We start from the raw sequence: 23,303 nt of genomic DNA on the forward strand, positions 1-23,303 counted from the left end.
CCAGTGAATGAAGTATACCGCCAGATTTTTTCGATGGAGCTGATTGTCATTACATCGCCGAAGCCGGTGGAAGCGGAGCAACATGTCTGCTGCCAGCTTTTTGAAAGGGGGCTGCAGACGCTGCACTTACGGAAACCCGCGGCGGGTATAGCGGAATGGCGCCGTTGGCTGCAGGTTATACCAGCGCAGTTTCATCCGCGCATCATGCTGCACGCGCACCACGGCCTGGCGCAGGAGTTTGCTGTCAAGGGGCTCCATTTTCAGGAAACTGATAGCGCCAGGGCCACAACAACAGCAAAGCATCAGTTGGTTTTCTCCACCTCTTTCCATACCCTCGAAGCACCGCGGCAGCCCCACGCTCCCTTCGATTACGCCTTCCTGAGCCCCATTTTCCAGAGCATCTCCAAAAAAGACTACCCTGCCGCGTTCGATTTAGATGCCGTACGTGCTGCGATACCCAAAAGTAGTGTGCCGCTAATTGCCTTGGGGGGGATTACGGTAGGCAAATTAGCGCAAGTGCAGGCACTGGCTTTCGCAGGGGCCGCTGTGTTGGGGGCAGTATGGGAACATCCGAAGCCTTTGCAAGCTTTCGAGGCGTTGCGGCAGCGCTGTGCTTTGGTAAAGGGCTTACAGGAGTAGTAGAGGGTTATTTTAGCGGGATGGCTTTTGACAAGAGCGTGAGCAGTCATGTGTCTGAAGCGTTAGCAGTGTTGGCCCTTCGGCCGGTTGGGTTACAAACCCGACAGTATTGGGAGGCACGGGTTGCAAACCCGCGCCAGGCAAGGACCATGGTAGAGAATTGGCGCGATTCTTCAGAATTGGGCCTTTTTACAATATTGCGTCTGTGACTTAACCAGCCTGGAGGGCCAACCCATCTACCGGCAATTCATACCACCGCCCACTTACCAGGCGGCTAACCCACCCGCCAGGTTATAGAACTGCACCTCCGGGAAGCGGGCTTCCAGCAGGGCAATTGCGCGTTTGCTGCGGGCACCTGACTGGCACAGCACCACCACCTCGGGCTGCAGGACCAGGTTATCGAGCACATCTTCCAGTTCAGACAGAGGCACCAGGTCGCCGCCAATGTTGCAGGCCTCAAATTCCTGTGGTTCGCGCACATCCAGCACCTGCACCGCTTTGCCCCCCGACTGCCAGGCCTGCAACTCGCTGGCGGATATTTCCTTGGCCACGGCACACGTTACGCCATAGCTACTTTGGAGAGAGGTGACAGTATCGGCTAACTTGGTGCGTGGGAATTTGATGGAAGAAAACGTAAGGGAAAGCGTATCGAGCAACAGGAGTTTACCGGAGGCCACTTCGCCCAAGCCACAGATGATCTTAATGGCCTCTGTGGCCTGCAGGGTACCGACAATGCCGGGCAGCACGCCCAGCACGCCGGCCTCGGCACAATTTGGGACCTCACCGGCGGGCGGAGGCTCCGGGAACAGGCAGCGGTAACTCGGGCCGTTTTTGTAATTGAAGACAGACAATTGGCCTTCGAACTGTGAAATGGCCCCGAAAACCAGCGGCTTTTGCAGAATGGTACAGGCATCGCTTACCAGATAGCGCGTCGGGAAGTTATCCGAGCCGTCGACCACTACATCATACCCCTTTACTAGTTCCAGCGCATTGCCTACATGGATACCCTGCGGGTGCAGCTCAAATTGCACATGCGGGTTTTGCTGTGACAGCTTACTGGCGGCCACCTTTGCCTTCGGTTCTCCCACATCGGCAGAGGTGTATAGGATTTGCCGGTGCAGGTTACTTTCGCTCACCACATCCATTTCGGCAATGCCAATCGTGCCCACACCCGCCGCTGCCAAGTATTGCAGCGCCGGGCAACCAAGGCCACCCGCACCAATCACCAGCACCCGCGCCTGCTTTAACTTTTCCTGGCCTGCTTCTCCTAGTTCAGGCAGTATTATCTGCCTGCCATATCGCTCGCTCTCTGCTTTGCTTAGCATTTTTACTGTTGATTGTTAATCGTTAGATGGATGATTTTCAAACTCTTGTATGGGAAGTGCTAGCCTCTAACCTAACACGTTGTCCCAGTCTTTCCAAATGGCGTCATACCCCTGGTGCCGGATCATCTGTACGATTTCGGCCGGCGTGCGCTCATCGCTAATCTCGAATTGCTCCAAGGCATTTATACCACTCGCATACCCCCCTGGGTCTGTTTTGGAGCCTGCGCTGATCGACGTAATCCCTAATTTAATAACATTATTGCGAAAATGCTGACTCTCGCGGGTCGAAAGCGAAAGCTCTACCTGCTCGTTCCAGATACGGTAGGCGCAGATGAGTTGTACCAGTTCGCGGTCGCTCATGTCCACTTTGGGAGGAAGGCCGCCCGAAAAAGGACGCAGCCGCGGAAAGGAAATGCTGTATTTAGTTTGCCAATACGTGCGCTCCAAGTACTGCAGGTGCAGCGCCGTGAAGAAACTGTCGGTGCGCCAATCCTCCAACCCAATCAGCACGCCCAGGCCAATCTTGTGTATACCTGCTTTGCCCAACCTATCCGGCGTATCGAGGCGGTACTGGAAATTCGATTTCTTGCCTTTGGGGTGATGCTTTTTGTAATCCACCTGGTGATACGTTTCCTGGTATACCAGCACCGTGTTCAAACCCAGCGGCGTTAGTTGGGCATACTCTTCCTGGTCCAACGGTTGCACCTCCAGTGAGATATGCGAAAAGTAAGGCCGAATCAGCGAAAGCACCTCCTTAAAGTATTCTACCCCCACGGTTTTCGTGGCCTCGCCGGTAACCAGCAGCACATGGTCATACCCATAGCTTTTGATCACCTCTACCTCTTTCAGGATCTGCGCCGGGTTGAGGGTGGTGCGGGGCATAGGGTTGTCGAGGCTGAAACCGCAATAGGTACAGATGTTCTGGCACTCGTTGGAGAGGTAGAGCGGGAGGTAGAGCTGCAGCGTTTTCCCAAAGCGTTTCTGGGTGAGCTGCTGACTCAGGGCCGCCATCTGCTCCAGATAAGAGGAAGCGGCAGGCGATAGCAGCGCCTTGAAGTCCTCCAAGGTTCGGACAGGCTTTGCCAGGGCCTGTGCTACATCGGCCGCAGTTTTGGCGTAGATGCTCTCTTTGACCGCATCCCAGTTATGATTTTCGAAAATAGCGCTAAAACTCATGTTTCGTTAAATTTAAGTAGTGACAGGTCCCGACCCAGTGCCGTTCCCGCTGCCAAAGCTGTCATTCTAAGCCTTTGCGAGGAAGCTGAAAAATCACATGACCATAAAAAATTTCAGATCTCTCCTTTCGTCGAGATGACAGATTGGGTAGGTTTATTTCTTAAGCTGACGGCACTGGGTCAGGACCTATTTAATCGTGCACCGGCACTCGTGCATCTTTATGACTCTCATACAGGTTAAATAGGGCAGTTCACTTGTCTTTCCGCTGCCTAAACAAGCTGATGCGCGGACAGGCCGCGAAACCCAATTATACCTCATCCAGAAATGAAGTGAGGGGGCTGCTGGCTTGGGCCGTAATACCGGTTGGAGCCAGCTTTGCCTCATAGGCCATACGTCCGGCCTCCACCGCCATTTTAAAGGCACGGGCCATCTGCTCCGGGTGCTGCGACACAGCGATAGCGGTATTCACCAACACGGCGTCGGCCCCCAGTTCCATCGCTTCTGCGGCATGCGAGGGAGCACCAATGCCCGCATCCACCACCACGGGTACGCTGCTTTGCTGGATGATGATCTTCAGGAAGTCACGCGTCAGCAGGCCTTTGTTGCTGCCAATAGGAGAGCCCAAGGGCATCACGGCGGCTGCGCCGGCATCCTCGAGCCGCTTGCACAGCACCGGGTCAGCGTGGATGTAAGGCAGCACCACGAAGCCCAGCTTTGCCAGCGCCTCGGTGGCTTGCAGCGTTTCGATGGGGTCGGGGAGCAGGTATTTGGGGTCTGGGTGAATCTCCAGCTTAAGCCAGTTCGTCTCCAGGGCTTCCCGCGCCAGTTGGGCCGCGAAAACCGCCTCTTTGGCATTGCGCACCCCCGACGTGTTGGGCAACAGGTTGAACCGCGGGTGTGCCAGATGCGGGAGTATATCATCCTGCCCGTGCTGCACATCCACGCGTTTGAGGGCCACGGTCACCAGTTCGGAGCCGGAGGCCAGCAAGGCATCCTCCATCTGCTGGCCGGAGCCAAATTTGCCAGTGCCTGTAAACAGGCGGGAATGAAACGTTTTGTCTGCTATCTGAAGTGGTTTCATGAGTGTAATGTTGGGTTTGAGATAAGGGCTTGGTTGAAGGCGGCTATGGCAGCCGCCTTGTCGGGAGCGTGGGTAATGGCCGAGGAAACAGCAACGCCCTGGATGCCGGTCGTTAAAAGCTTTGGTACATCCGCCGCCTCAATGCCGCCAATGGCTATGAGGGGTATAAAAATGCCAGCTTCCCGGCACTGCCGCAGGATAGTGCTATACCCCTCGAGCCCTAAAATCGGGCTGAGGTGCTGTTTGGTGCTGGTGAAGCGGTATGGCCCGAGGCCGATGTAATCCACCTCCTGCTCGGCCAGTCGCACGATGTCGGCAAAGGTATTGGCGGTGCCCCCGATAATCTTTTTCGGCCCCAGAATACGGCGCGCCTCCCGTGGCGGCATATCCTGCTGCCCCAGGTGCACCCCATCAGCATCTACCTCGGCTGCCAGCGCCACATGGTCATTCAGGATAAAGGTGCTGCGGTAGTGCTGGCAAATAGCTTTGGTTTGCAGGGCCAGCGCTTTCCATACCTCCTCGGGCTGGTTTTTTACGCGCAGTTGCACCCAGTCGGCCCCGGCCCGGCACGCCGCCTCGGCGGCCATGGCATGCGTATGAGCGGCGCACTCCTGTGTAATATAATGTAGTTTCGAGAGCATATTTAAAAATGATGATAGCCTAACAAAGTAGCGTTGCTGTTGAGGAAGCGGGTGGTATAGTCTTTCGCCCTGCGGCAAGCCTTGTGCAGCGGGTAGCCCTGCGCCAGCAGCGCCGTAAGGGCTGCCGACAGCACACAACCGGAGCCATGCTTGCCCTGCGGCACAGCGTGCTTAGGACGAAAGGCCTTTGACTCACCCTCGCTGTACAGATAATCATACCCCGGCCTGGCGGTATTGTGTCCGCCTTTTAGCAAGACATGGCAATGCCGGCTGAGTGCTGATGCTGCTTCCGGTGGTGATAAATCAGGCATGAGCTGCTGCATTTCGTTCCAGTTCGGGGTGATGAGGTATAGCCGCTGGCAAAGCTCCTGCAGTTGCGCCGCCTGTATTCCCCGGTGAAAGGTAAAACCTGCGCTGGCCTTCAGAATCGGGTCCCATACCAGCTTCGTTTCCGGCGACAGGCGGTGCAGCAGGTTCAGTAACTGCGCTAACACCTCCACGCTTTCCACTAGCCCAATCTTGGCAAAGGGCACTTTATACTTTCCGAGTAGCAGCGTCAGTTGCTTCTCCAGTTGTGCCATCCCCAGCCAGTCCAGGCCTGCAAACGCTGCCTCGTGCTGGTACGTGATGGCTGTGCACACGCTCAGCCCCTGCACTTTCAGCGCCTCAAAGGTTTTGGAGTCTGCGGTTATGCCTGCGCCACCGCTGGGGTCGAACCCGGCGATGGAGAGGGTATAGGGTCTGGGTTTGGGCATGGCTGTGTATTTATGCTTTCGTTGTGCTGGCCTAGCGCTGGCGCGAGCTTGTAGCTCGTGTTCTGTATGAAATTAAAGCACGTGTACTATGCTTCGGTACGCTGGCGCGAGCTTGTAGCTCGTGCTTTGATTTTTGCTGATACAAAGGGCACGAGCTGCAAGCTCGCGCCAGCGCTAGAACCCTATGAGTAAATTTCTGAGCCCTTGGCTTTGAACGCTTCGGACTGCTCGGCCATGCCCTGTTTCAGGGCTTCTTCGGCAGTGGTTTCCTTTTGGCGGGCATAGTCGCGGACCTCCTGCGTAATTTTCATCGAACAAAAGTTCGGGCCGCACATCGAGCAGAAGTGGGCAACCTTGGCACCTTCGGCGGGCAGGGTTTCGTCGTGGTACTCGCGGGCGGTATCGGGGTCCAGGGCCAGGTTAAACTGATCTTGCCAACGGAATTCGAAGCGGGCCTTGCTCAGGGCATTGTCGCGGTACTGCGCCCCGGGGTGGCCTTTGGCAAGGTCGGCGGCGTGTGCGGCCAGCTTATAGGTGATCACACCGTCTTTCACGTCCTTTTTATTGGGCAGGCCCAAGTGTTCTTTCGGCGTTACGTAGCAGAGCATGGCCGTGCCATACCACCCGATCATGGCCGCGCCAATGGCCGAGGTGATGTGGTCATACCCTGGCGCGATGTCGGTGGTGAGGGGGCCGAGGGTATAGAACGGGGCCTCGCCGCACACTTCCAGTTGCTTTTCCATGTTCTCTTTGATAAGGTGCATCGGGATGTGCCCCGGCCCTTCGATGATCACCTGCACGTCGTGCTTCCAGGCAATCTTCGTCAGTTCGCCCAGTGTTTCCAATTCGGCAAACTGCGCCGCGTCGTTGGCATCGGCAATGGAGCCGGGGCGCAGGCCGTCGCCCAGCGAGAAAGCCACATCATAGGCCTTCATGATTTCGCAAATTTCCTCAAAGTGGGTATACAGGAAGTTCTCCTGGTGATGCGCCAGGCACCATTTCGCCATAATCGAACCTCCGCGCGACACAATGCCCGTCAGGCGCTTGGCTGTAAGCGGAACGTAGCGGAGCAGCACGCCGGCATGTATGGTAAAATAGTCCACGCCCTGCTCGGCCTGCTCTATCAGCGTATCCCGGAAAATTTCCCAAGTCAGGTCCTCGGCCTTGCCGTTCACTTTCTCAAGCGCCTGGTAAATCGGCACGGTGCCAATCGGGACCGGGGAGTTGCGGATGATCCACTCTCGTGTTTCGTGAATGTTCTTGCCCGTCGAGAGGTCCATGATGGTGTCGGCACCCCAGCGGCACGCCCAGACCGCTTTCTCCACTTCCTCCTCAATGCTGGAGGTAACGGCCGAGTTGCCGATGTTGGCGTTTATCTTCACCAGGAAGTTGCGACCAATGATCATCGGTTCGCTTTCGGGGTGGTTGATATTAGAGGGAATAACGGCACGGCCGGCAGCTACCTCCTGGCGCACAAACTCGGGCGTGATGTAGCCTTTCGGCGTGTTGGCCCCAAAGCTTTGGCCTGGGTGCTGGTGCCCCATTTCGGCCTCCGCTGCCAGGCGCTGGTTCTCCCGGATGGCGATATACTCCATTTCGGGCGTGATGATGCCTTTGCGGGCGTAGTGCAACTGTGTTACATTTTGGCCTGCCATGGCGCGGTATGGTTTGCTCAGGTGCCCGAAGCGCAGGTCGTGTAAATGCTCATCGGAAAGGCGCTCCTGGCCGTAGGCGGAGGTGATGCCAGGTAGTTGTTCCACATCGCCCCTTTGCAGTATCCATTCCTCACGCAGGCGCGGCAGTCCCTGGCGCACATCAATGTCCAGGTGTATGTCGGTGTAAGGGCCGCTGGTGTCATACACGGTTACCGGCGGGTTCTGTTCGCGCTCTTCCACACCTAAGAATTTGGTCACGGTTTCCTCCAGCGCTATTTCGCGCATCGCCACCTGAATGTCGTGCAGCTGGCCGGGGATGTATACCTTGCGGGAGCCCGGAAAAGGCGTGCGCGTGATGGTATGGGCGGTTGGTGTTTTCTCTTGTCTCATATGTTCTTCTTGCTAATAGATTTTCTGTTGAATTGAATGCACAGCACAAGCGTTTGCCTGTGCCATGGTAAACCGTAGGCTAGAAAGGGAATAGGTCAGCCGCCCTGGGTGGCGCGGATCAGCGTCAGGCGGTCGTGGGGCTTCAGCTGGTGCGTGGCCCATTGCGCGCGGGGCAGCACCTCGTTGTTGATGGCAATGGCAATGCCGCGGGAATGCGCCAATGCCAAAAGCTGAAGCAAAGCGGTTACGGTGGGCGGCTCCGGGAGCTCCCTTTCTTGGTTATTCAGGAAAATGGTCATGGTTCGCTCGGGTTGGGATGCAGAAAGCACTGGCGCTTACCGGCCGGGCGGAAACAAGAAGAAGTAGGAGGACAGGTGTGTATCTCGTCATGACTTTTCCCTTCGTCAGTGCTAACTGTATCAGGTTCAGAGGGTATTTCTCAGTCCTGCCTTTATGATTTGGCGACAGGACACCCCTAAAGTGTTGGCTAAAGGTAACGGAAGTCTGGCGGGATTTCCAAATTTGCCAAGCATTTTATCTCCAAAAAATAAGGCCGGCGATGCAAGATTATACCCTGGCAGCGTTGGAGCCGTATGCGCTAATCGATTGCCAATAGACCAGAATTTAGTAAATTGAGCATGAAACTGAACGAGAACCTTTCAAGCAAACGATGAAATATCACCCAATAGGGCAGGACCTGTTTAACCATAACCGGAAGAACTTTGCCCGGCAGCTGAAGCCTTCTTCTGTCGCTGTCTTTCACTCGAACGACGTGATGCCCACCAATGCCGACGGCACCATGCCTTTCCGGCAAAACAGCGACTTATTTTACCTGTCAGGGGTAGACCAGGAGGAAAGTATCCTGTTGCTTTTCCCGGATGCCAAAGACGAGCGCATGCGCGAAGTGCTGTTCGTGCGCGAAACCAACGACCACATCCTGACCTGGGAGGGGTATAAGCTTACCAAGGAGCAGGCGCGGGATATGTCTGGGATCGAAAGCGTGCTCTGGACGCACCAGTTCGAGCAGGTGCTGCGGAGCCAGTTGGCAGAGGCAGCACACATTTACCTGAACACAAACGAGCACTTGCGCGCCGTGATAGAGGTGGAGACGCGGGATGCTCGGTTTATAAAGCAAATAAAGGAGCAGTATCCGCTGCACAGGCTGGAGCGCAGTGCTCCGATCATGCACAAGCTGCGCGCCGTAAAATCAGAGCAAGAGGTGGCGCTGATCCAAGAAGCCTGCAACATCACCGAAAAAGGGTTCCGGCGCTTGCTGGGCTTTATCAAGCCCGGCGTGATGGAGTATGAGATAGAGGCAGAACTATACCATGAGTTTCTGCGCAACCGCTCCCGAGGGCCTGCTTACGCGCCTATCATTGCCTCGGGTGGCAACGCCTGCATCCTGCACTATGTAGACAATAACCAGGAGTGCGAGGCCGGTGAGCTAGTGCTGATGGACTTTGGGGCGGAGTATGCCAACTATGCCGCCGACCTGACACGCACCGTGCCTGTGAGCGGCAAATTCACACCACGCCAGCGCGAGGTATACGATGCGGTGCTGAACGTAATGAAAGCCGCGACGCAAATGCTGGTACCCGGTAACACCATCGACCAGTACCACAAGTTTGTGGGCACCGTGATGGAAAACGAACTGATCAGGCTAGGCCTGCTGAACGAAAGCGATGTGCGCAACCAGGACCCGGTTCACCCGCTTTATAAAAAGTTTTTCATGCACGGCACCTCCCACCACCTGGGCTTGGATGTGCATGATGTAGGCAATCGCTTCAGACCTTTTGAGGCGGGCATGGTGTTTACCTGCGAGCCGGGGATTTATATCCGGGAGGAAGGGATCGGTATACGGCTAGAGGATGACATTCTGGTAACGGCCCAGGGGCCGAGAAATCTCATGAGAAACATCCCGATTGAGGCCGATGACATTGAGCGCCTAATGCAGCAGCGCGCCCTATGATATAAGAAAAGCCATAAATACTGTAAAACACTAAGGTTGCCAGCGGAATGCTGACAACCTTTTTTGTTGGCCTCACACTAGAATATCAGCCTTTTCAGTAAAAAAAAATGCCCTGTACAACCTTGCGTCCTGGTATCAGTTTGTAAGATAGTACCGAAGTGTGCTATTGTGCATCCCTGTAACAGGGCGTTTAGAACACCTGATGGTGAAGGTTTTATGCTTAATGCTTTCTTTCTGTGCCTATGGATAAACTTTTCCTCTCCCTAAGATTTCGTGCACCCGACGCAGAACTGCATCCTGATAAAAGGTTCTTTTTTGGGCATATCAGAAACACCTTGCTAAACATGCACGTATTGTCATATCAAAATATACTTTGTAAAATCATGCAAACACAACTTACAAAACTATGTAGACTCGCTTTAGCGCTGGTGGTCTTGCTCACAGCAAGCAACCAATTGTACGCGCAAAGCTCGGATCAGCCAATGAACCTCCAGATATACGGAAGTGCTTTACAGTATAAAGGTGAGGTAGAAAACCAGTTCTGGGAAAGCAAAAAGATGGAGTGGGGCGGAGGTCTTAACCTGAACCGCTATATCAGCCCTTCGCTAGATGGCGGTCTGCACCTGACCTACGGTAGTGCAGAGGCCAATAATGGCGGCAACATGTTTGACGCGCAAATGGGAACGGCCATGCTGGCCCTGCGCCTGAAGATGTATGGCAACATCCTCAAAGAAGATGCTTTCATCGGGCCATACCTGCAAATTGCGGGTGGTGGTGCATGGGCCAAAACAGACGCGACTCGCGCTGACGGCACTACGCAGCAGGACGATAAGTTCTTTACATCAGCCCTGAAAGGCGGTGCTGGTATCCGTTTCCGTTTTTCTGATGCCGTAAGCGCCTTCATAGAAACGAACTACATGATCATCGGCCAGGACAAGATAGATGGCTATGACACGGGAGATAATGACCGCTTCCTGATGCACAACGTAGGACTTGGCTTTAACTTAGGCAAGGCTACAGACACAGACGGCGACGGTGTGCCAGACAGAAGAGATGACTGCCCGGACACGCCAGCAGGTGTGCAGGTAGACAAGAGAGGTTGCCCGCTTGATGGCGATGGTGACGGAGTGGCGGATTACCAGGATCAGTGCCCTACAGAGGCTGGTACTGCGGCCACACAGGGGTGCCCTGACCGCGACAGCGATGGTGTAGCAGATAAGGATGACCGTTGCCCAGACCAGGCAGGTACAGCAGCCTTACAGGGTTGCCCGGATGCTGACGGTGACGGTGTTGCAGATGACCAGGATCAGTGCCCAGACACTCCGGCAGGTGTGCAGGTAGGCCCAGATGGTTGCCCAGTAGACTCTGACGGCGACGGTGTGCCAGACAACGAGGACAACTGCCCGACCTCTCCGGGTACTGCCGAAACGAACGGTTGCCCTGAGCTTGACCAGGCTACCCTGAAGCTGTTGGAAGAGAAAGTGCGTTTCGAGTTCGACAGAGCCCGTGTGCAGGAGTCTTACAAGCAGCTGCTCGATAGCATTGTGGTTGCCTTGCAGAAATATCCAGACCACGTGTTGCTGATCAAAGGACATGCAGATTACATCGGTTCGGATGAATACAACCAGGTACTGTCTGAGCGCAGAGCCGAAGCTGTAAAAGAATACCTGGTACAGCGCGGTGTGCAGAACCCAGACCGTATGGTAACTAAAGGTTATGGCGAGACGCAGCCACTCGTGAAAGTGAACGAGCGCTTGTCGCGTCGCAGAACTGAGAGCGCAAGAGCGAAGAACAGAAGGGTTGGTTTTGAAATGAACACGCCTGACCTGAAGCTTAACCTTGAATAACAGAAACCGCTTAAAACAAAAAGAGGCCGCTTTATCAGCGGCCTCTTTTTTTATGTGTCCTACTTCTGAAAGTGATTCCCGCTTCCCCCAAAGTCTGGGAACCCTTTAACAGTATCTTGTGGCTATACCAGGTAAAGGAAGTGGCTATTTAGCGCTTTCCTGTGCCTGCACTTGCCTGGCAACATAAGCCGTGAGCTGCTGCGGCGTTAAGATCTCGCTCAGGGCAGAAAAGTATTTGTTGGTAAGCTCAGCGGCTATCGCCTCGGTGCCTGCTGCATTGTTGTTGAAGAGTACAGCAGAAGTAGAAAGCTCCTCTTTATACGTCTTGTTCAGATCCTTAAGGTAAATGTACTGCATTTCGCTCAGGTGCAGGTTGCTGATAACGTTGCGGTCTACTTGCTGAACCAGGATGGTCATGGCTGCCTTTTTTTCTGAAAGTGTGAAGGTGCCGTTAGCGAATACAGCTGTGACATTGGTTAAGAAGGCAAAGGCTAAAAAGGCTACAAGAGTTAAGGACTTTTTCATAAGGCTAAATTTTAATTGGTTGTTTGTGTTGTGCTAGCCTTAATTCAATCGGTGTGCCAATATATATGAAACCCCTTATTTTATCAGAAACGGGGGGTTTAGGTTTTTAATTTAGTATTATCTCCAAATTTGGGACGAAACTTTTCGTGTTTGGGAAAAGTCCTCAGCAATGAAGTGCCCGTTTGCAGCTAGTAAGTAGCGCACTGCCATCCCTATTGTTGCACCCTTTTCAACTTGCTCCAGCAAAACGGAGTGATGGGAATCCGCTGCGTCGCTGCTCAGGTCAATGCCAGGGTTGCTGGAACTTCAGGCAGAAATTTTAGGTTCGGTTGCAATTGCTCCCAAAACTGAGTGAGCCCCATGCCGTGTCGCAGCGTCGCGAGTCAAAAGGGATGGGTAGGGTATAAACAGTTAACTAAACCTGCCTCATCTGGATTTGAACCAGGGTACTAGAGTGATTTAAATTGCGGTTTAAGCCAGTGCCACGATGCTTGGTCAGGAGGTATCCTTATATCAGAATTTTGCTGGTCGAAACCGGGCTGATGAAATGTAACAACAACCATGGAAACAATTCTGCCCTTCTGTTAAGCAACCTGCTGGAAAAGGGAAGGGCGGTGAGGTTGTTCGCGCAGTAAGCAGACCCTCTCAGGATGGCAAATACGATTATCCTGAAGACCTTTCCCCTTCGGAGGATTAGTTAGTCAGCCTAATAACTTGTATCCCGCAACTCGAAGTAGCGTATCTCCAATACTCAAAGCAAAAAGAGGCCGCTGTTTTAGCGGCCTCTTTTTGCTTTGAGTATGTCCTGTTGTCTTGGTAAAGAGTTTCCATCTTCCCCCAAAGTTGGATTCTCTTTTATAACTGAGTTCTTGTAACCAATAATAAACCAGTGATATTATTTAGCGCTTTCCTGTGCCTGCACCTGTTTGGCAACATAAGCCGTGATTTGCTGCGGCGTTAAGATCTCGCTCAGGGCAGCAAAGTATTTGTTGTTAAGCTCAGAGGCTTTCGCCTCGGTGGCTATAATGCTGTTGTTGTAAAGGGCAGAAGCAGCACTAGAAAGCTCTGCTTTATATGTCTTGTTCAGGTCCTTAAGGTAGATGTACTGCATTTCGCTTAAATACAACTCGCTGATCATGTTGCGATCTACTTGCTGAACCAGGATGGTCAGGGCAGCCTTCTTTTCTGAAACAGAGAAAGTGCCGTTGGCAAAAGCAGATGAGATGTTTGTTAATACGGCGAAAGCTAAAACTACTACAAAAGTTAAGGACTTTTTCATAAGGCTAATTTTAATTGGTTGTTTGTGTTGTACTAGCCTTAGTTCAATCAGTGTGCCAATATATATTAAATGCCTTATTTAATCAGAAATGCGGTTTTTGAGTTTGAGAGGCTGTGTTTATTCCAGATATGGGACATGCTTTTGTCGTGTTTGGGAAAATTCTCAGGGATGGATTAACCTTTGGCAGCTAATAAATACAGCACTGCCATCCGTATCGCTACACCATTTTCCACCTGGTTCAGGATAATAGAGTGATGGGAATCTGCTGCGTCGCTGCTCAGTTCTACACCGCGGTTGATAGGGCCGGGGTGCATCAGGGTGATTTCCTTATCCAGGCTATCCAGCATCTTTTTGTTGATACCGTAGTATAGCGTGTACTCGCGCAGGGACGGAAAGTACTTCATCTGCATCCGCTCCAACTGTATGCGCAGCACGTTGGCCACATCGCACCACTGCAGTGCCTTGCGCACATCTGTTTCTACCAGCACACCCAGTTGCCGGATATGCTTAGGCAATAAGGTGGTCGGGCCGCAAACCATTACCTCAGCACCCAGCTTTTGCAGTGCGAAGATATTAGAAAGCGCCACCCGTGAATGCAGGATATCGCCCACGATCACCACTTTTTTACCGGCCACATCGCCTAGCCTCTCCCGGATCGAGAAAGCGTCGAGCAAAGCTTGCGTGGGGTGCTCGTGCGTACCGTCTCCGGCATTTACAATATTGGCTTTGATGTGGTTTGAGAGGAAATGCGGTGCACCGGGGCTAGAGTGGCGCATCACGATCATATCCACCTTCATGGCCAGGATGTTGTTCACCGTATCGAGCAGGGTTTCGCCTTTCTTAACAGAGCTGCTGCTGCTGCTAAAGTTGATAACGTCGGCAGATAGCCTTTTCTCGGCCAGCTCAAACGAAAGGCGCGTGCGCGTAGAGTTCTCGAAAAAAACGTTGGCAATGGTAATATCACGCAGCGAAGGCACCTTCTTGATCGGCCTGTTCAGGACATCCTTAAAATTGTCGGCCGTCTCAAAAATGAGCTGGATGTCTTGCGGGGTAATGTCTTTGATGCCTAACAGGTGCCGGACGCTGAGCTCTTGCATGAGTGGGATTTTAGTCTTCGGTTTTGGTAATCAGCCATATATTGTCTTCCGGGGCTTGCTGCTCCTTCCACTCCACCAACACCCGCTGGCTTTGCAGGGAGTTAACGTGGCGGCCCACATAGGTGGGCTGTATGGGCAGCTGGCGGGTATACAACCTGTCTATCAGCACGAGCAGCTCCACACTGGCCGGGCGCCCGTAAGCGATCATGGCGTCTAGCGCGGCCCGTACGGAGCGGCCCGTGTACAGCACATCATCCACCAGAATCACTTTTTTGCCCTCTACCAGAAAATCCACCTTGGTGGCGTTTGCGGTAAGCGGGGTCTCGCGGCGGCGGAAATCGTCGCGGTGAAAGGTGGTGTCGAGGTAACCGGTCGGCACTTGCTTGCCCAGGATAGAGGCCAGTGTCTGCTGGATGCGCTGCGCTACAAACCTGCCACGCGGCTGCAAACCCAGGATAACAGAATCAGAAAAGTCGCCGTGGTTCTCGATGAGCTGGTGGCAAAGGCGCAGCAACATGATCTCGAGTAGGGGAGTGTTTACGATGAGTCTTTTCTGCATAGCCGGAAGTATGAGCTACAAATATAACGCACCATATTAAGAAGCGGAAATAATTGTTAGCCGGTTAATGGATTTCATGGTTGTGGAGGAGTGCCGGCACACTTGCTTTTATACCGCCTAAACAGGTGTGTGAATCGGGTTGCTGTACTGCCGGGTATGATCAAAATGATAGTTTGTTGATGTAGAACACCATCCGTGAGGCCTCGTTCCTGGGTTTGATGCGCTGAAAGCCATATGCCGCGAAATTGTTGCCATACCACTTGATGATGCCCGGGAAACGGGTATCCTGGATCTTTTCGTTCTCTTGGTAGGTCAGCAGCGTCAGCTCGGTTTCCTCGGGGGTATACTTGCCTTTGTCGAGGATGCGGTAAACGATCTTGTCATTTTCCGGGTAAGCCATCACCACTTTCCCATCGGGCATCAAACCGACCTCTATGGCGTGTACCAGCTCAAAGGTTGTGAGATCCTTCAACGGGAAAATGTTGTCCCAGAGCAGCTCGCCCTCTTTATTAAAGCCAAGGGCCACGGCATGGGTGCGTTTATACCCCTCCTGCTGTCTTCTGCCTAAAGCAATGGTCCTGTCGATGCCCCAGTTATTGTTAGATTGGCTGTATTGCGGAAAATAGGCTTCGGCAGCCAGGATGTAGCCATCCGGTGCCAGAATCAGGTCGTGGAGGAGCAGGCGAAAACGGTAGCGTGGGTTTTTGCCCTGCTTCAGGCGGGCTGCCTCGCGACGGCGGGTGCGTTCCTCCTGGCGCGGTTTCAGGTACTTGAAAAAGTTCTTGAGCTGCAGCATGCTATAAAAATTGCCCTCCTCATCAATCACTGAGGTGGTGAGCGGAGCCGAGAAGAAGCCTTGGTTGTAGCGTAGGTCGCGGGTGCCGAAGGTGCCGAACAGCATTTTCTGGGCACTGTCGCCTGGGGTAATCTCTGCATTTAGCAGGCTTCTTTGTTCCTGTTGCAGTATAAATTGGTTGTTCAGTAGCCTGCCTTTAGCATTAAAGCGCTTGATCTGCATCCGCGATACCCGCCCGTTCGACTCCGTGATCACGGCATCAACCTGGTTCCGTTCCTGGTCAGCGAGTAAATCCGAGAACGTGGACTCCTCACCATACACAGAGGGCAGCAACTGTACCTCGTCGGTGCGGGTGTTGAGGTGCAGTAAGGTGGGCTTCTTTTCCTTTTTGTGGTGGCCGATGATAAAGTAATTTCCCTGTAGCACAGAGAATTCATAGAGCGCATCTATCGGGTCTAGCTCATACCGCTTCTGCTGCATCTGGCCAGTTGCCTGGTGTATGCGCACGAAGGTATAGTGGCGCATGTCGTCTTCGCCAAAGGCCAGGTACAGGTAGGGGGCCGCCGCATAGGAACGCAATAAGTCGCTGTCGGCCGGCATCGCGAGGGTATCAGCCCATACAGGTTGTAGCTGTGTACTGTACTTGGTGAAGTTGAACGTGACGTTGGTGAGCCAGGCATTACCTGTTTTATGGTATACCAACAGGCCGCTGTCGGGCATGGCCACTACCTCTGCCTCAGTCGTTTCCACATCGAAGGGCAGCTCAAGGCGAATCGGCTGAGACGGTATTTGCGCCATCAGCGGGAACAGCAAAAAGAAGAAATAACAGCAAAGCAGGCAACGAATTAGAACCATATAGTACCGGGTTGTGGACGCAATCGGGTATTGGTATAAAAGAAAAGAGCAGCTAAAGCATTTTACTGCGTTTAGCTGCTCTTCGTTGTACGGGCGCCAGCGTTTTAAGGGTGAATTAGTTGCCCAGGGCTAGCAGAATGTCAAATTCCTCGGCTGCAAGCGGCATCACTGACAGGCGCGACTGGCGCAGCAAGGCGATGTTCTCCAAGCGTGCGTCTTTCTTGATCTGCTCCAGCGTAACCGGCTCTTTAAAGTCGCGGAACGGCACCAGGTCAACCACTACCCAGCGGCCATCGTCGGTGGTTGGGTCGGGGTATGCCGGCTTGTCTACTTTGGCAATCCCCACGATCGCCTTCTCCGACACACTGTGGTAATAGAGCACCAGGTCGCCGGGCTGCATTTGTTGCATGTTGTTGCGGGCCTGGTAGTTGCGCACGCCGTCCCACATAGTGCGGCCATCGCGCACTAAGTCGGCCCAGGCATATTTATCGGGTTCTGATTTTACAAGCCAGTGTTGCATTCTAGAGTATAGTGTTGAAGATTGATGTATTTTGTATGTAGGCGCTGCATTTGCAGTATGTTGCGTGCCGCAGCCCTTAGCGCTCCTGCTTCCGGGCTACGCGTTGAAGATAAAGGTGCCGGATGATGTGGATGAAGCTCCCCACCAGCAAGCCGGTCAGGAGTGCCTGCCAGAAATCAGGAAGCCTCCATGTGAGCGAACTTGCGGCAAACAGACAGAGCAAGACCGCAAAAACAATCAGCTTGGTTGTGAACGTAAGGTGGTCGTAGAATTTCATCTGCCAGGGCTTTTAGTTTTCAGTTGATCCGTTGACCTGTCCCTGCGGAAGGCGCCGAATCTTTAGCACTCCGTCTTTAAGGGAGATGATTTGTACCTCGTAAGATTGCGGAGGGTAACTTTCAGGCTGCATCCGTACCTGTACCAGGTCCTTGTCCAGCTGCTCCCATTCCCCGGTTTGCTCCTCCAGTCCATCCATAGGGGCAATCTCATACCGCTTAATCGTACCACCAGACTCCAGGGTGAAACCGGTGCGGCCCCGCGAAGGCGGGAAGTTGTACGTGTTGGGGCGGTATACAATTGTGTCGCCTTCATCTTCCTCGAAAGAGTGCAGCCAGGTTTTATTAACCAGGGCCTCCGCCAGCTTATCCTTTTTGTGGCAGGTGGCGGCTAGCAGCACAAGGCTTAACAGGCAAAGCAAGGAGGCGTATTTCATAGTCAGGTGTTATTTATAGGGCTAAGATAGGCATTTCCGGCGTTACATAGAAGCACGCTAATGTAAATCCCTCACCAGACAGCAGTTAGAAAACAGCTGCCCCTGTTTGATTATAAGCGGTATGGCAGGCATGGTTCGGAGGCATTTTCTATCTTTGTATCTAGACTGAGACGCGCTTTGGAAAATAAGAAAATCATAAAACTTTTTAAGCTCACTTCCGAGCTGATGGAGCTGCACGACGAGAACCCGTTTAAGGTACGCTCCTACAGCAATGCCATGGGCGCACTGGAACTGGTGGAGCAGCCTTTGGCCGGTATGAGCCAGCAGCAACTGGAAGCCATTGGTGGGGTAGGCAAGGGCATTGCCGCCAAAATTGTGGAGATCAACACCACAGGCTCTTTCGAGGAACTGGACCAGCTTTTGGCCGCTACCCCTCCGGGCGTGGTGGAAATGCTGCGCATAAAGGGCATAGGGCCTAAGAAAGTGCGCACCATCTGGAAAGAGCTGGGCACTGAATCGGTGGAAGAACTGCTGGAGGCCTGTGAGCAGGACAAGCTGAGCAAGGTAAAAGGCTTCGGGGCTAAAACGCAGGACAACATCCGGCAGGCGCTGCTCTTCACGCAACAGAACCGCGGAAAGTTGCTCTTCGCGGAGGCCGAGCCTGCCGCCGGTGCGCTGCTGCAGCAACTGAAAGAAGCATTCCCACAGGCACAGGTTTCCCTGGCCGGCGATGTACGCCGCTGCATGGAGATTGTGGAATCCCTGCAACTGGTGCTGGCCACCGGCACGCCGGATGCAGCTGTGGTAATACTTAATAAGCTGGAGGGCCTGGAGCAGGACGAGAAAGCTTCCGGGCCGCTGGTGTGGCGCGGACAGCATACTGTAAGTGGCCTAAGCACCGAAGTGTTCCTGGTGCCCGCCGACCGCTTTGCCAATGAATTGGTGAAGCGGTCGGCCTCGGTGCAGCATCTGACCACTGTGTTTGCAGCCGGCAAAACGATGCTGGCCGTGCTTGGGGAGGAGGATCATGCGACAGAGGAGGATGTATACGCCTCTGCAGGTATGGCCTACGTAGTGCCGGAAATGCGCGAAGGCACCACCGAGCTGCAGCTGGCCATGGAAAACAAGTTGCCGAAGCTGCTCGAGCTCACGGACCTGAGAGGCAGCCTGCATAACCACAGCACCTATTCCGACGGCGCCCATACCCTCGAGCAGATGGCTACTTTCCTGAAGGAACAGGGGTATGAATACCTGGGCATATCAGACCACAGCAAAACAGCCTCTTATGCCGGCGGTTTGCGCGAGGGCGATGTGCTGCGCCAGCAAAAAGAGATCGACGAGCTGAACCAAAAGCTGGCCCCTTTCAAAATTTTCAAGGGCATCGAGTCTGATATCCTGACGGATGGGTCGCTGGACTATGAGGAGGATATCCTGAAGACGTTTGACTTTGTGGTGGCCTCGGTGCACAGCGTCCTGAACATGGACGAGAAGAAAGCCACGAACCGCCTCATCACCGCCATCGAGAACCCCTATACCACCATACTCGGGCACCCGACGGGCCGGTTGCTGTTGCGCCGCGAGGGCTACCCGATCAACCACAGAATGGTGATCGATGCCTGTGCTGCAAACAACGTTATCATCGAGATCAACGCAAACCCCTGGCGACTGGACCTGGACTGGCGCTGGGTGCAGTATGCGCTGGAGCAGGGCGTGATGCTGAGCATCAACCCGGATGCCCACCATACCAGCGGCTATGCCGACATGAAGTACGGGGTACTGGTAGGGCGCAAAGGCGGCCTCACCAAAGCAATGGCCTTCAACACCAAATCGATGGAGGAAGTGGCGCAGTATTTCCGGGAGCGTAAGGCGAAGATAAACTAAGTAAAATGCCCAAAATTCTCATCCTGCGCTTTTCCTCCATCGGCGACATCGTCCTGACAACGCCTGTGGTGCGCTGCATTAAGCGGCAGGTGCCGGGAGCGGAGGTGCATTATTGTACCAAGAAGGGCTTTCGGGGCATATTGGAACCAAACCCCCACATCGACAAGGTACATGCGCTGGACGGCACCCTGAGAGAACTGGTGCAGCAACTGAAAGCCGAGAACTTTGATTATGTAGTAGACCTGCACAACAACCTGCGCACCCGCGTCATCAAGGCGCGCTTGGGCAAACCCAACCGCAGCTTTAACAAGCTGAACTACCAGAAATGGCTGATGGTGAACTTCAAGATCAACCGGCTGCCCGATGAGCATGTTGTACAGCGCTACCTGGCCGCCGCTGCGGCACTGGGTGTGGAGGACGATGGCCAGGGGCTGGACTACTTCATACCTGCTCAGGAGGAGGTAGCGCTGCAGACGCTGCCGGAACCGTTCCAGAGAGGCTATGTAGCCTTTGCCATCGGGGCGCAGCATTACACCAAGCGGCTACCCACCGAGCGGATCATAGAGCTGTGCGAGCGGCTGCACCAACCCGTCATCCTGTTGGGAGGCAAGGAAGACGCCACCACCGGAGACGAGATCGCTGCCCACTTCAAAAACCGAGCAACAGACAACGAACAACAATCAACGGTTCTTAACGCTTGCGGAAAGTACAGCCTCAGCGGTTCGGCTTCCTTGGTGCGACAGGCCACGCAGGTTGTCAGCCACGACACGGGACTAATGCACATTGCGGCGGCCTTCCGGAAAGACATTATCAGCGTTTGGGGCAATACCATACCGGAATTCGGCATGTACCCTTTCCGGACGAAGTACAAAGTGCTGGAGGTGCAGGGGCTCAGCTGCCGCCCTTGCTCCAAGATAGGGTATAGCAAGTGCCCCAAAGGCCATTTCAGGTGCATGCGGGCCATTTCGTTTGACGATTTAATAATTAACCATGCAGAAGCCTAGTTTGAATTGGAGTGAAACAGACGCGCAGTTTTTGGAGGCATTGCTGCTGGCTACAGGCGGTGAAAACGGTGCTATCTTACAGGATGTGCTGTTAATGGCTGATGCGGTAGACGGTACCGTGTTCGGGCTGAAGGAAGTGGAGGAGGCGCTGCTGAAGTTGGTGGCAGCGGAGTATGTAAATGTGCGAAAGAACAAACTCTCATTAACTGAAGCCTTTCTGCAGCACTACACGCCCCATGCGGAGGCTACCAGCGAGCAGGAGCATTTGCTACAACTGTTGCGAACAAACGAACTGAAAGAGCAAGGCATGGCAGAGGCAAGTGAAGCGATGAAAAAATACAAGCTCAAAAACTATTACCAACAGTATATCGAGCAGTTCGGCGGCTAAGGCCGGTTTATACCTGATTGTAGCTACTATAAACTGCATTGCCCGCTAACGCATAGTTGGAGGTGTGAATGGCTGCTGAATTTCACCCTCCTCCGAGAGCAGGCAGGACGATCAAGCTCCACTATTAACCGTTAAAAAAGTCCAGCCATTCTGCTAATAAACTTGGCAGGAGGGAAGTTAAGCCTATGCTCTCCGCTACCAAGATCCTTTTAGGTGGACATAAGACAATGGAACATAATGACTACCCTACCCCGAAAGCAGAGCTGATCCATTCTGATAAATTTGCAGTTAAAGCTCTTATCTGTCCTAATGTTGCCATGTTATTTTCTGTTACCAGCTTCCGACTGTTGCCTGCTCTAGCACTTGTTTCAACTTTTTCAGGTCTTTTTGATTGGCTTTTTTCATCATAAAAGCCATAAAGGGGGCCACCAGCTTCGAGAAGCCAGTGGGCGTGCCGTTGTTGCGCAGGGTCATGCGGGTAGTGGCCTCATTTACTTTGTGCCAAGTATAGGTGGTCTGCATCGGGAAAGGGCCCTCGGCGGTGCGCATGACAAGGCGATGGTCGGTGAGTTCGGTTACCTGGTAGGTATAGGCCAGCCGTTTGCCCAGAAAGTGCGCCACAAAGGCAACCTGCGAGCCCAGCGCCAAGGGCTGTGGCGTTTTCCACTCCACCGACTTGATATTATCGTGCCAGATAGGGGCGTTGTCGGGGTTGGCGGCAAACGCCCGCACCTGCTGCAGCGGGCGCGCTATGGAAATGTGGGTGGTAACATCTACCATGGTAGGGGTCTCAGGTATGGTTTAGGCTTGAAGGGCTGCGCCACCAGTGGCGGCGGGTAAGGCCCAGCAGCAGCAAAGTCATGGCTAGGTATACCAGCGCAAGCAACTGCCAGCTGTAAGTTAGCACATCTGTGCCAATAGCGTGCGCTGCGGGCAAATTCTCGAAAAAGAAAACAGGCGCGTTGATGGCCCCGTGGGCTGTGGCTACCACCAGCACGTTTCGGTCGGCCCACAGCCACAACTGGGTATAGATAATGGCAAGCGCAAAAAGCAGTACCAGAAACGGAAGCGTGAGGGTGGGCGGGCCCAAAAGCTTCGGGAAGTGCCACAAGGCCCAGATAAGGATGACAAGGCCGGTGGCCCCCGCCCGCGACCTGCGCTGCAGCAGCGTGGGCAGCAGCCAGCCGCGCCAGCCCAGTTCCTCGCCTATACCCACTAACCCGATCTGGAACAGGTAGTGCAGCGCCAGGTAATGCCACTGGCTGGATAGAATGCTATACACCTGCCGAAGGGGGAGGCCAGCCAGGTGCAGCGTGGCAAGGTATACCAACAGCGTGGTGGCAGGAAGGAGGAGCAGGAGCCTCAACGCTTTGGGCGTGGGCCGCAGTTGGCGCAACAGTTCACGGGGGCCACGACCACCGGATTGGGCATTACTTACCAGTAGGGCGGCAAAACCCGGCCCCAGCACCACAACAGCAATGGACAGGTAAGTGCGCAGCAGCGTATACGTTGGCCCGATTGTGAACGGAAGCGCCTGCCACACCAACCAGCCCCCATACGAAAAAAGAAAGGCAAGCAGGGTGAAAGCCGCTACAGGGCTTTTGCGCAGAAATGAGACAGGCAAGCGTACAGTGCTTTTTTGCTTCATAGGCAAGTGTGTTTGATTTCTTTGAACCGCTCTCTTGTCAGCTTATACCGGTTTACCTCTTGCTCGAAGTTCAGGGAGCCGGGAATGGTTCGGTAGCGCTTTTCGAACGTAAAGCCGACTCTGCTTAATGTTTTGTTAGGGGCGGGATTCAGGGCGTAGGGTTCGCAGTAGAGCTCCTGCAGCTGAAGGTTCTCAAAAAAGTGGGGAAGTGATTTGCGGACCAGTGCTGTGCCCATGCCTTGCTGCCGGAGTTCAGCTTTCCAGAGGTGCAGGTGCATGTACGCGGATTGCCCGTATTGGATAAGATTGACATTGGCATGGCCAACAGGGCTTCCATCTACCAGCCAAACCATGGCGTAAGAAGCCTTTTCTGCCAGGGGCGTGGCTATTTGCTGGCGCAGCATATTGGTCAAAGCCTCGCGCGCAGGCAGCTTGCCGAGGTCCACACCCATACTGGTTAAGTAGGCAGGTGATGCCGCTAGCCAATAATCCGCGATGAGCGGTATGTCGTTTAAGGTAATCTCTCTTACAGCAAGTTTTTTGTTCATGGCGCTCATTAGA

The 23,303-nt window shown here is 53.8% G+C and carries 24 protein-coding genes and 1 riboswitch; of the genes, 6 read left to right on the top strand and 18 right to left on the bottom strand.

What is annotated here, in order from left to right:
* Positions 1–3 precede the first annotated feature (3 nt).
* A complete protein-coding gene (locus ACXYMU_RS17160; protein ID WP_458987650.1) occupies positions 4–639 on the top strand; it encodes a thiamine phosphate synthase in 636 nt (211 codons plus the stop codon).
* Between the two features lie 263 nt (positions 640–902).
* On the opposite strand, the gene moeB is transcribed toward ACXYMU_RS17160, so the two are convergent.
* From moeB to thiS, 7 genes are all read right to left on the bottom strand, one after another.
* Positions 903–1,964 (bottom strand): molybdopterin-synthase adenylyltransferase MoeB, encoded by a 1,062-nt coding sequence (gene moeB, locus ACXYMU_RS17165; protein ID WP_458987651.1) that lies wholly within the window; start codon positions 1,962–1,964, stop codon positions 903–905.
* A 66-nt stretch (positions 1,965–2,030) separates the two neighbouring features.
* Positions 2,031–3,140 carry a 2-iminoacetate synthase ThiH gene (gene thiH, locus ACXYMU_RS17170; RefSeq protein ID WP_458987652.1) on the bottom strand — a complete coding sequence of 370 codons (1,110 nt, stop codon included), beginning with the start codon at positions 3,138–3,140 and terminating at the stop codon, positions 2,031–2,033.
* Positions 3,141–3,447: 307 nt separating this feature from the next.
* Positions 3,448–4,221, bottom strand: a complete 774-nt coding sequence (locus ACXYMU_RS17175; protein ID WP_458987653.1) for a thiazole synthase — start codon at positions 4,219–4,221, stop codon at positions 3,448–3,450.
* Positions 4,218–4,862 carry a thiamine phosphate synthase gene (locus ACXYMU_RS17180; RefSeq protein ID WP_458987654.1) on the bottom strand — a complete coding sequence of 215 codons (645 nt, stop codon included), beginning with the start codon at positions 4,860–4,862 and terminating at the stop codon, positions 4,218–4,220. Before ACXYMU_RS17180 ends, ACXYMU_RS17175 begins: the two co-directional genes overlap by 4 nt.
* Before the next feature lie 2 nt (positions 4,863–4,864).
* The gene (locus tag ACXYMU_RS17185) at positions 4,865–5,617 is read right to left on the bottom strand and encodes a bifunctional hydroxymethylpyrimidine kinase/phosphomethylpyrimidine kinase (RefSeq protein WP_458987655.1); all 753 of its coding nucleotides are present in this window, start codon (positions 5,615–5,617) and stop codon (positions 4,865–4,867) included.
* A gap of 182 nt (positions 5,618–5,799) precedes the next feature.
* A complete protein-coding gene (gene thiC / locus ACXYMU_RS17190; protein ID WP_458987656.1) occupies positions 5,800–7,662 on the bottom strand; it encodes a phosphomethylpyrimidine synthase ThiC in 1,863 nt (620 codons plus the stop codon).
* A 95-nt stretch (positions 7,663–7,757) separates the two neighbouring features.
* On the bottom strand, positions 7,758–7,961 hold the full coding sequence (gene thiS / locus ACXYMU_RS17195; protein ID WP_458987657.1) for a sulfur carrier protein ThiS: 204 nt from the start codon (positions 7,959–7,961) through the stop codon (positions 7,758–7,760).
* Positions 7,962–8,041: 80 nt separating this feature from the next.
* A riboswitch (TPP riboswitch) is annotated at positions 8,042–8,149 on the bottom strand.
* A 183-nt stretch (positions 8,150–8,332) separates the two neighbouring features.
* Here thiS and ACXYMU_RS17200 point away from each other — a divergent pair.
* Positions 8,333–9,631, top strand: a complete 1,299-nt coding sequence (locus tag ACXYMU_RS17200) for an aminopeptidase P family protein (RefSeq protein ID WP_458987658.1) — start codon at positions 8,333–8,335, stop codon at positions 9,629–9,631.
* Positions 9,632–10,014: 383 nt separating this feature from the next.
* Positions 10,015–11,478: an OmpA family protein gene (locus tag ACXYMU_RS17205; protein ID WP_458987659.1), complete on the top strand. Its 1,464-nt coding sequence runs from the start codon at positions 10,015–10,017 to the stop codon at positions 11,476–11,478.
* A gap of 144 nt (positions 11,479–11,622) precedes the next feature.
* Here ACXYMU_RS17205 and ACXYMU_RS17210 read toward each other — a convergent pair whose 3' ends face one another.
* The 8 genes from ACXYMU_RS17210 to ACXYMU_RS17245 form a co-directional block, all read right to left on the bottom strand.
* A complete protein-coding gene (locus ACXYMU_RS17210) occupies positions 11,623–12,003 on the bottom strand; it encodes a hypothetical protein (protein ID WP_458987660.1) in 381 nt (126 codons plus the stop codon).
* An 895-nt stretch (positions 12,004–12,898) separates the two neighbouring features.
* Positions 12,899–13,282, bottom strand: a complete 384-nt coding sequence (locus tag ACXYMU_RS17215) for a hypothetical protein (RefSeq protein WP_458987661.1) — start codon at positions 13,280–13,282, stop codon at positions 12,899–12,901.
* Positions 13,283–13,455: 173 nt separating this feature from the next.
* On the bottom strand, positions 13,456–14,379 hold the full coding sequence (locus ACXYMU_RS17220) for an aspartate carbamoyltransferase catalytic subunit (RefSeq protein WP_458987662.1): 924 nt from the start codon (positions 14,377–14,379) through the stop codon (positions 13,456–13,458).
* Between the two features lie 10 nt (positions 14,380–14,389).
* Complete coding sequence (gene pyrR / locus ACXYMU_RS17225; protein WP_458987663.1) at positions 14,390–14,938, bottom strand: bifunctional pyr operon transcriptional regulator/uracil phosphoribosyltransferase PyrR; 549 nt, start codon at positions 14,936–14,938, stop codon at positions 14,390–14,392.
* Between the two features lie 160 nt (positions 14,939–15,098).
* Positions 15,099–16,589, bottom strand: coding sequence for a hypothetical protein (locus tag ACXYMU_RS17230; protein ID WP_458987664.1), 1,491 nt, complete (start codon positions 16,587–16,589; stop codon positions 15,099–15,101).
* A 115-nt stretch (positions 16,590–16,704) separates the two neighbouring features.
* Positions 16,705–17,109 (bottom strand): EVE domain-containing protein, encoded by a 405-nt coding sequence (locus ACXYMU_RS17235; protein ID WP_458987665.1) that lies wholly within the window; start codon positions 17,107–17,109, stop codon positions 16,705–16,707.
* Between the two features lie 76 nt (positions 17,110–17,185).
* Positions 17,186–17,386, bottom strand: coding sequence for a hypothetical protein (locus ACXYMU_RS17240; protein ID WP_458987666.1), 201 nt, complete (start codon positions 17,384–17,386; stop codon positions 17,186–17,188).
* A gap of 12 nt (positions 17,387–17,398) precedes the next feature.
* The gene (locus ACXYMU_RS17245) at positions 17,399–17,821 is read right to left on the bottom strand and encodes a hypothetical protein (RefSeq protein WP_458987667.1); all 423 of its coding nucleotides are present in this window, start codon (positions 17,819–17,821) and stop codon (positions 17,399–17,401) included.
* Positions 17,822–17,998: 177 nt separating this feature from the next.
* Between ACXYMU_RS17245 and polX the strand changes: the two genes are divergently transcribed.
* Genes polX through ACXYMU_RS17260 form a run of 3 tightly spaced genes read left to right on the top strand, consistent with a single transcriptional unit; the run spans position 17,999 to position 21,094 of the window.
* On the top strand, positions 17,999–19,702 hold the full coding sequence (polX, locus tag ACXYMU_RS17250) for a DNA polymerase/3'-5' exonuclease PolX (RefSeq protein ID WP_458987668.1): 1,704 nt from the start codon (positions 17,999–18,001) through the stop codon (positions 19,700–19,702).
* A 5-nt stretch (positions 19,703–19,707) separates the two neighbouring features.
* Positions 19,708–20,706 (top strand): glycosyltransferase family 9 protein, encoded by a 999-nt coding sequence (locus tag ACXYMU_RS17255; RefSeq protein WP_458987669.1) that lies wholly within the window; start codon positions 19,708–19,710, stop codon positions 20,704–20,706.
* Positions 20,693–21,094 (top strand): hypothetical protein, encoded by a 402-nt coding sequence (locus tag ACXYMU_RS17260; RefSeq protein ID WP_458987670.1) that lies wholly within the window; start codon positions 20,693–20,695, stop codon positions 21,092–21,094. Before ACXYMU_RS17255 ends, ACXYMU_RS17260 begins: the two co-directional genes overlap by 14 nt.
* Before the next feature lie 330 nt (positions 21,095–21,424).
* On the opposite strand, the gene ACXYMU_RS17265 is transcribed toward ACXYMU_RS17260, so the two are convergent.
* From ACXYMU_RS17265 to ACXYMU_RS17275, 3 genes are read right to left on the bottom strand one after another with little or no spacing between them, the layout of a single operon-like run.
* A complete protein-coding gene (locus ACXYMU_RS17265) occupies positions 21,425–21,874 on the bottom strand; it encodes an SRPBCC family protein (RefSeq protein ID WP_458987671.1) in 450 nt (149 codons plus the stop codon).
* 10 nt (positions 21,875–21,884) lie between these two features.
* On the bottom strand, positions 21,885–22,742 hold the full coding sequence (locus ACXYMU_RS17270) for a CPBP family intramembrane glutamic endopeptidase (protein ID WP_458987672.1): 858 nt from the start codon (positions 22,740–22,742) through the stop codon (positions 21,885–21,887).
* A complete protein-coding gene (locus ACXYMU_RS17275) occupies positions 22,739–23,290 on the bottom strand; it encodes a GNAT family N-acetyltransferase (RefSeq protein WP_458987673.1) in 552 nt (183 codons plus the stop codon). The genes ACXYMU_RS17270 and ACXYMU_RS17275 overlap by 4 nt, the downstream gene beginning before the upstream one ends.
* Between the last annotated feature and the right edge of the window lie 13 nt (positions 23,291–23,303).

The sequence above is a fragment of the Pontibacter sp. CAU 1760 genome, from assembly GCF_054482735.1.

What these genes read in the sequence shown, in the direction of transcription:
- moeB (WP_458987651.1), bottom strand. Translation starts at nt 1,964, where the DNA reads ATGCTAAGCAAAGCAGAGAGCGAGCGATATGGCAGGCAGATAATACTG.
- thiH (WP_458987652.1), bottom strand. Translation starts at nt 3,140, where the DNA reads ATGAGTTTTAGCGCTATTTTCGAAAATCATAACTGGGATGCGGTCAAA.
- ACXYMU_RS17175 (WP_458987653.1), bottom strand. Translation starts at nt 4,221, where the DNA reads ATGAAACCACTTCAGATAGCAGACAAAACGTTTCATTCCCGCCTGTTT.
- ACXYMU_RS17180 (WP_458987654.1), bottom strand. Translation starts at nt 4,862, where the DNA reads ATGCTCTCGAAACTACATTATATTACACAGGAGTGCGCCGCTCATACG.
- ACXYMU_RS17185 (WP_458987655.1), bottom strand. Translation starts at nt 5,617, where the DNA reads ATGCCCAAACCCAGACCCTATACCCTCTCCATCGCCGGGTTCGACCCC.
- thiC (WP_458987656.1), bottom strand. Translation starts at nt 7,662, where the DNA reads ATGAGACAAGAGAAAACACCAACCGCCCATACCATCACGCGCACGCCT.
- thiS (WP_458987657.1), bottom strand. Translation starts at nt 7,961, where the DNA reads ATGACCATTTTCCTGAATAACCAAGAAAGGGAGCTCCCGGAGCCGCCC.
- ACXYMU_RS17200 (WP_458987658.1), top strand. Translation starts at nt 8,333, where the DNA reads ATGAAATATCACCCAATAGGGCAGGACCTGTTTAACCATAACCGGAAG.
- ACXYMU_RS17205 (WP_458987659.1), top strand. Translation starts at nt 10,015, where the DNA reads ATGCAAACACAACTTACAAAACTATGTAGACTCGCTTTAGCGCTGGTG.
- ACXYMU_RS17210 (WP_458987660.1), bottom strand. Translation starts at nt 12,003, where the DNA reads ATGAAAAAGTCCTTAACTCTTGTAGCCTTTTTAGCCTTTGCCTTCTTA.
- ACXYMU_RS17215 (WP_458987661.1), bottom strand. Translation starts at nt 13,282, where the DNA reads ATGAAAAAGTCCTTAACTTTTGTAGTAGTTTTAGCTTTCGCCGTATTA.
- ACXYMU_RS17220 (WP_458987662.1), bottom strand. Translation starts at nt 14,379, where the DNA reads ATGCAAGAGCTCAGCGTCCGGCACCTGTTAGGCATCAAAGACATTACC.
- pyrR (WP_458987663.1), bottom strand. Translation starts at nt 14,938, where the DNA reads ATGCAGAAAAGACTCATCGTAAACACTCCCCTACTCGAGATCATGTTG.
- ACXYMU_RS17230 (WP_458987664.1), bottom strand. Translation starts at nt 16,589, where the DNA reads ATGGTTCTAATTCGTTGCCTGCTTTGCTGTTATTTCTTCTTTTTGCTG.
- ACXYMU_RS17235 (WP_458987665.1), bottom strand. Translation starts at nt 17,109, where the DNA reads ATGCAACACTGGCTTGTAAAATCAGAACCCGATAAATATGCCTGGGCC.
- ACXYMU_RS17240 (WP_458987666.1), bottom strand. Translation starts at nt 17,386, where the DNA reads ATGAAATTCTACGACCACCTTACGTTCACAACCAAGCTGATTGTTTTT.
- ACXYMU_RS17245 (WP_458987667.1), bottom strand. Translation starts at nt 17,821, where the DNA reads ATGAAATACGCCTCCTTGCTTTGCCTGTTAAGCCTTGTGCTGCTAGCC.
- ACXYMU_RS17255 (WP_458987669.1), top strand. Translation starts at nt 19,708, where the DNA reads ATGCCCAAAATTCTCATCCTGCGCTTTTCCTCCATCGGCGACATCGTC.
- ACXYMU_RS17260 (WP_458987670.1), top strand. Translation starts at nt 20,693, where the DNA reads ATGCAGAAGCCTAGTTTGAATTGGAGTGAAACAGACGCGCAGTTTTTG.
- ACXYMU_RS17265 (WP_458987671.1), bottom strand. Translation starts at nt 21,874, where the DNA reads ATGGTAGATGTTACCACCCACATTTCCATAGCGCGCCCGCTGCAGCAG.
- ACXYMU_RS17270 (WP_458987672.1), bottom strand. Translation starts at nt 22,742, where the DNA reads ATGAAGCAAAAAAGCACTGTACGCTTGCCTGTCTCATTTCTGCGCAAA.
- ACXYMU_RS17275 (WP_458987673.1), bottom strand. Translation starts at nt 23,290, where the DNA reads ATGAACAAAAAACTTGCTGTAAGAGAGATTACCTTAAACGACATACCG.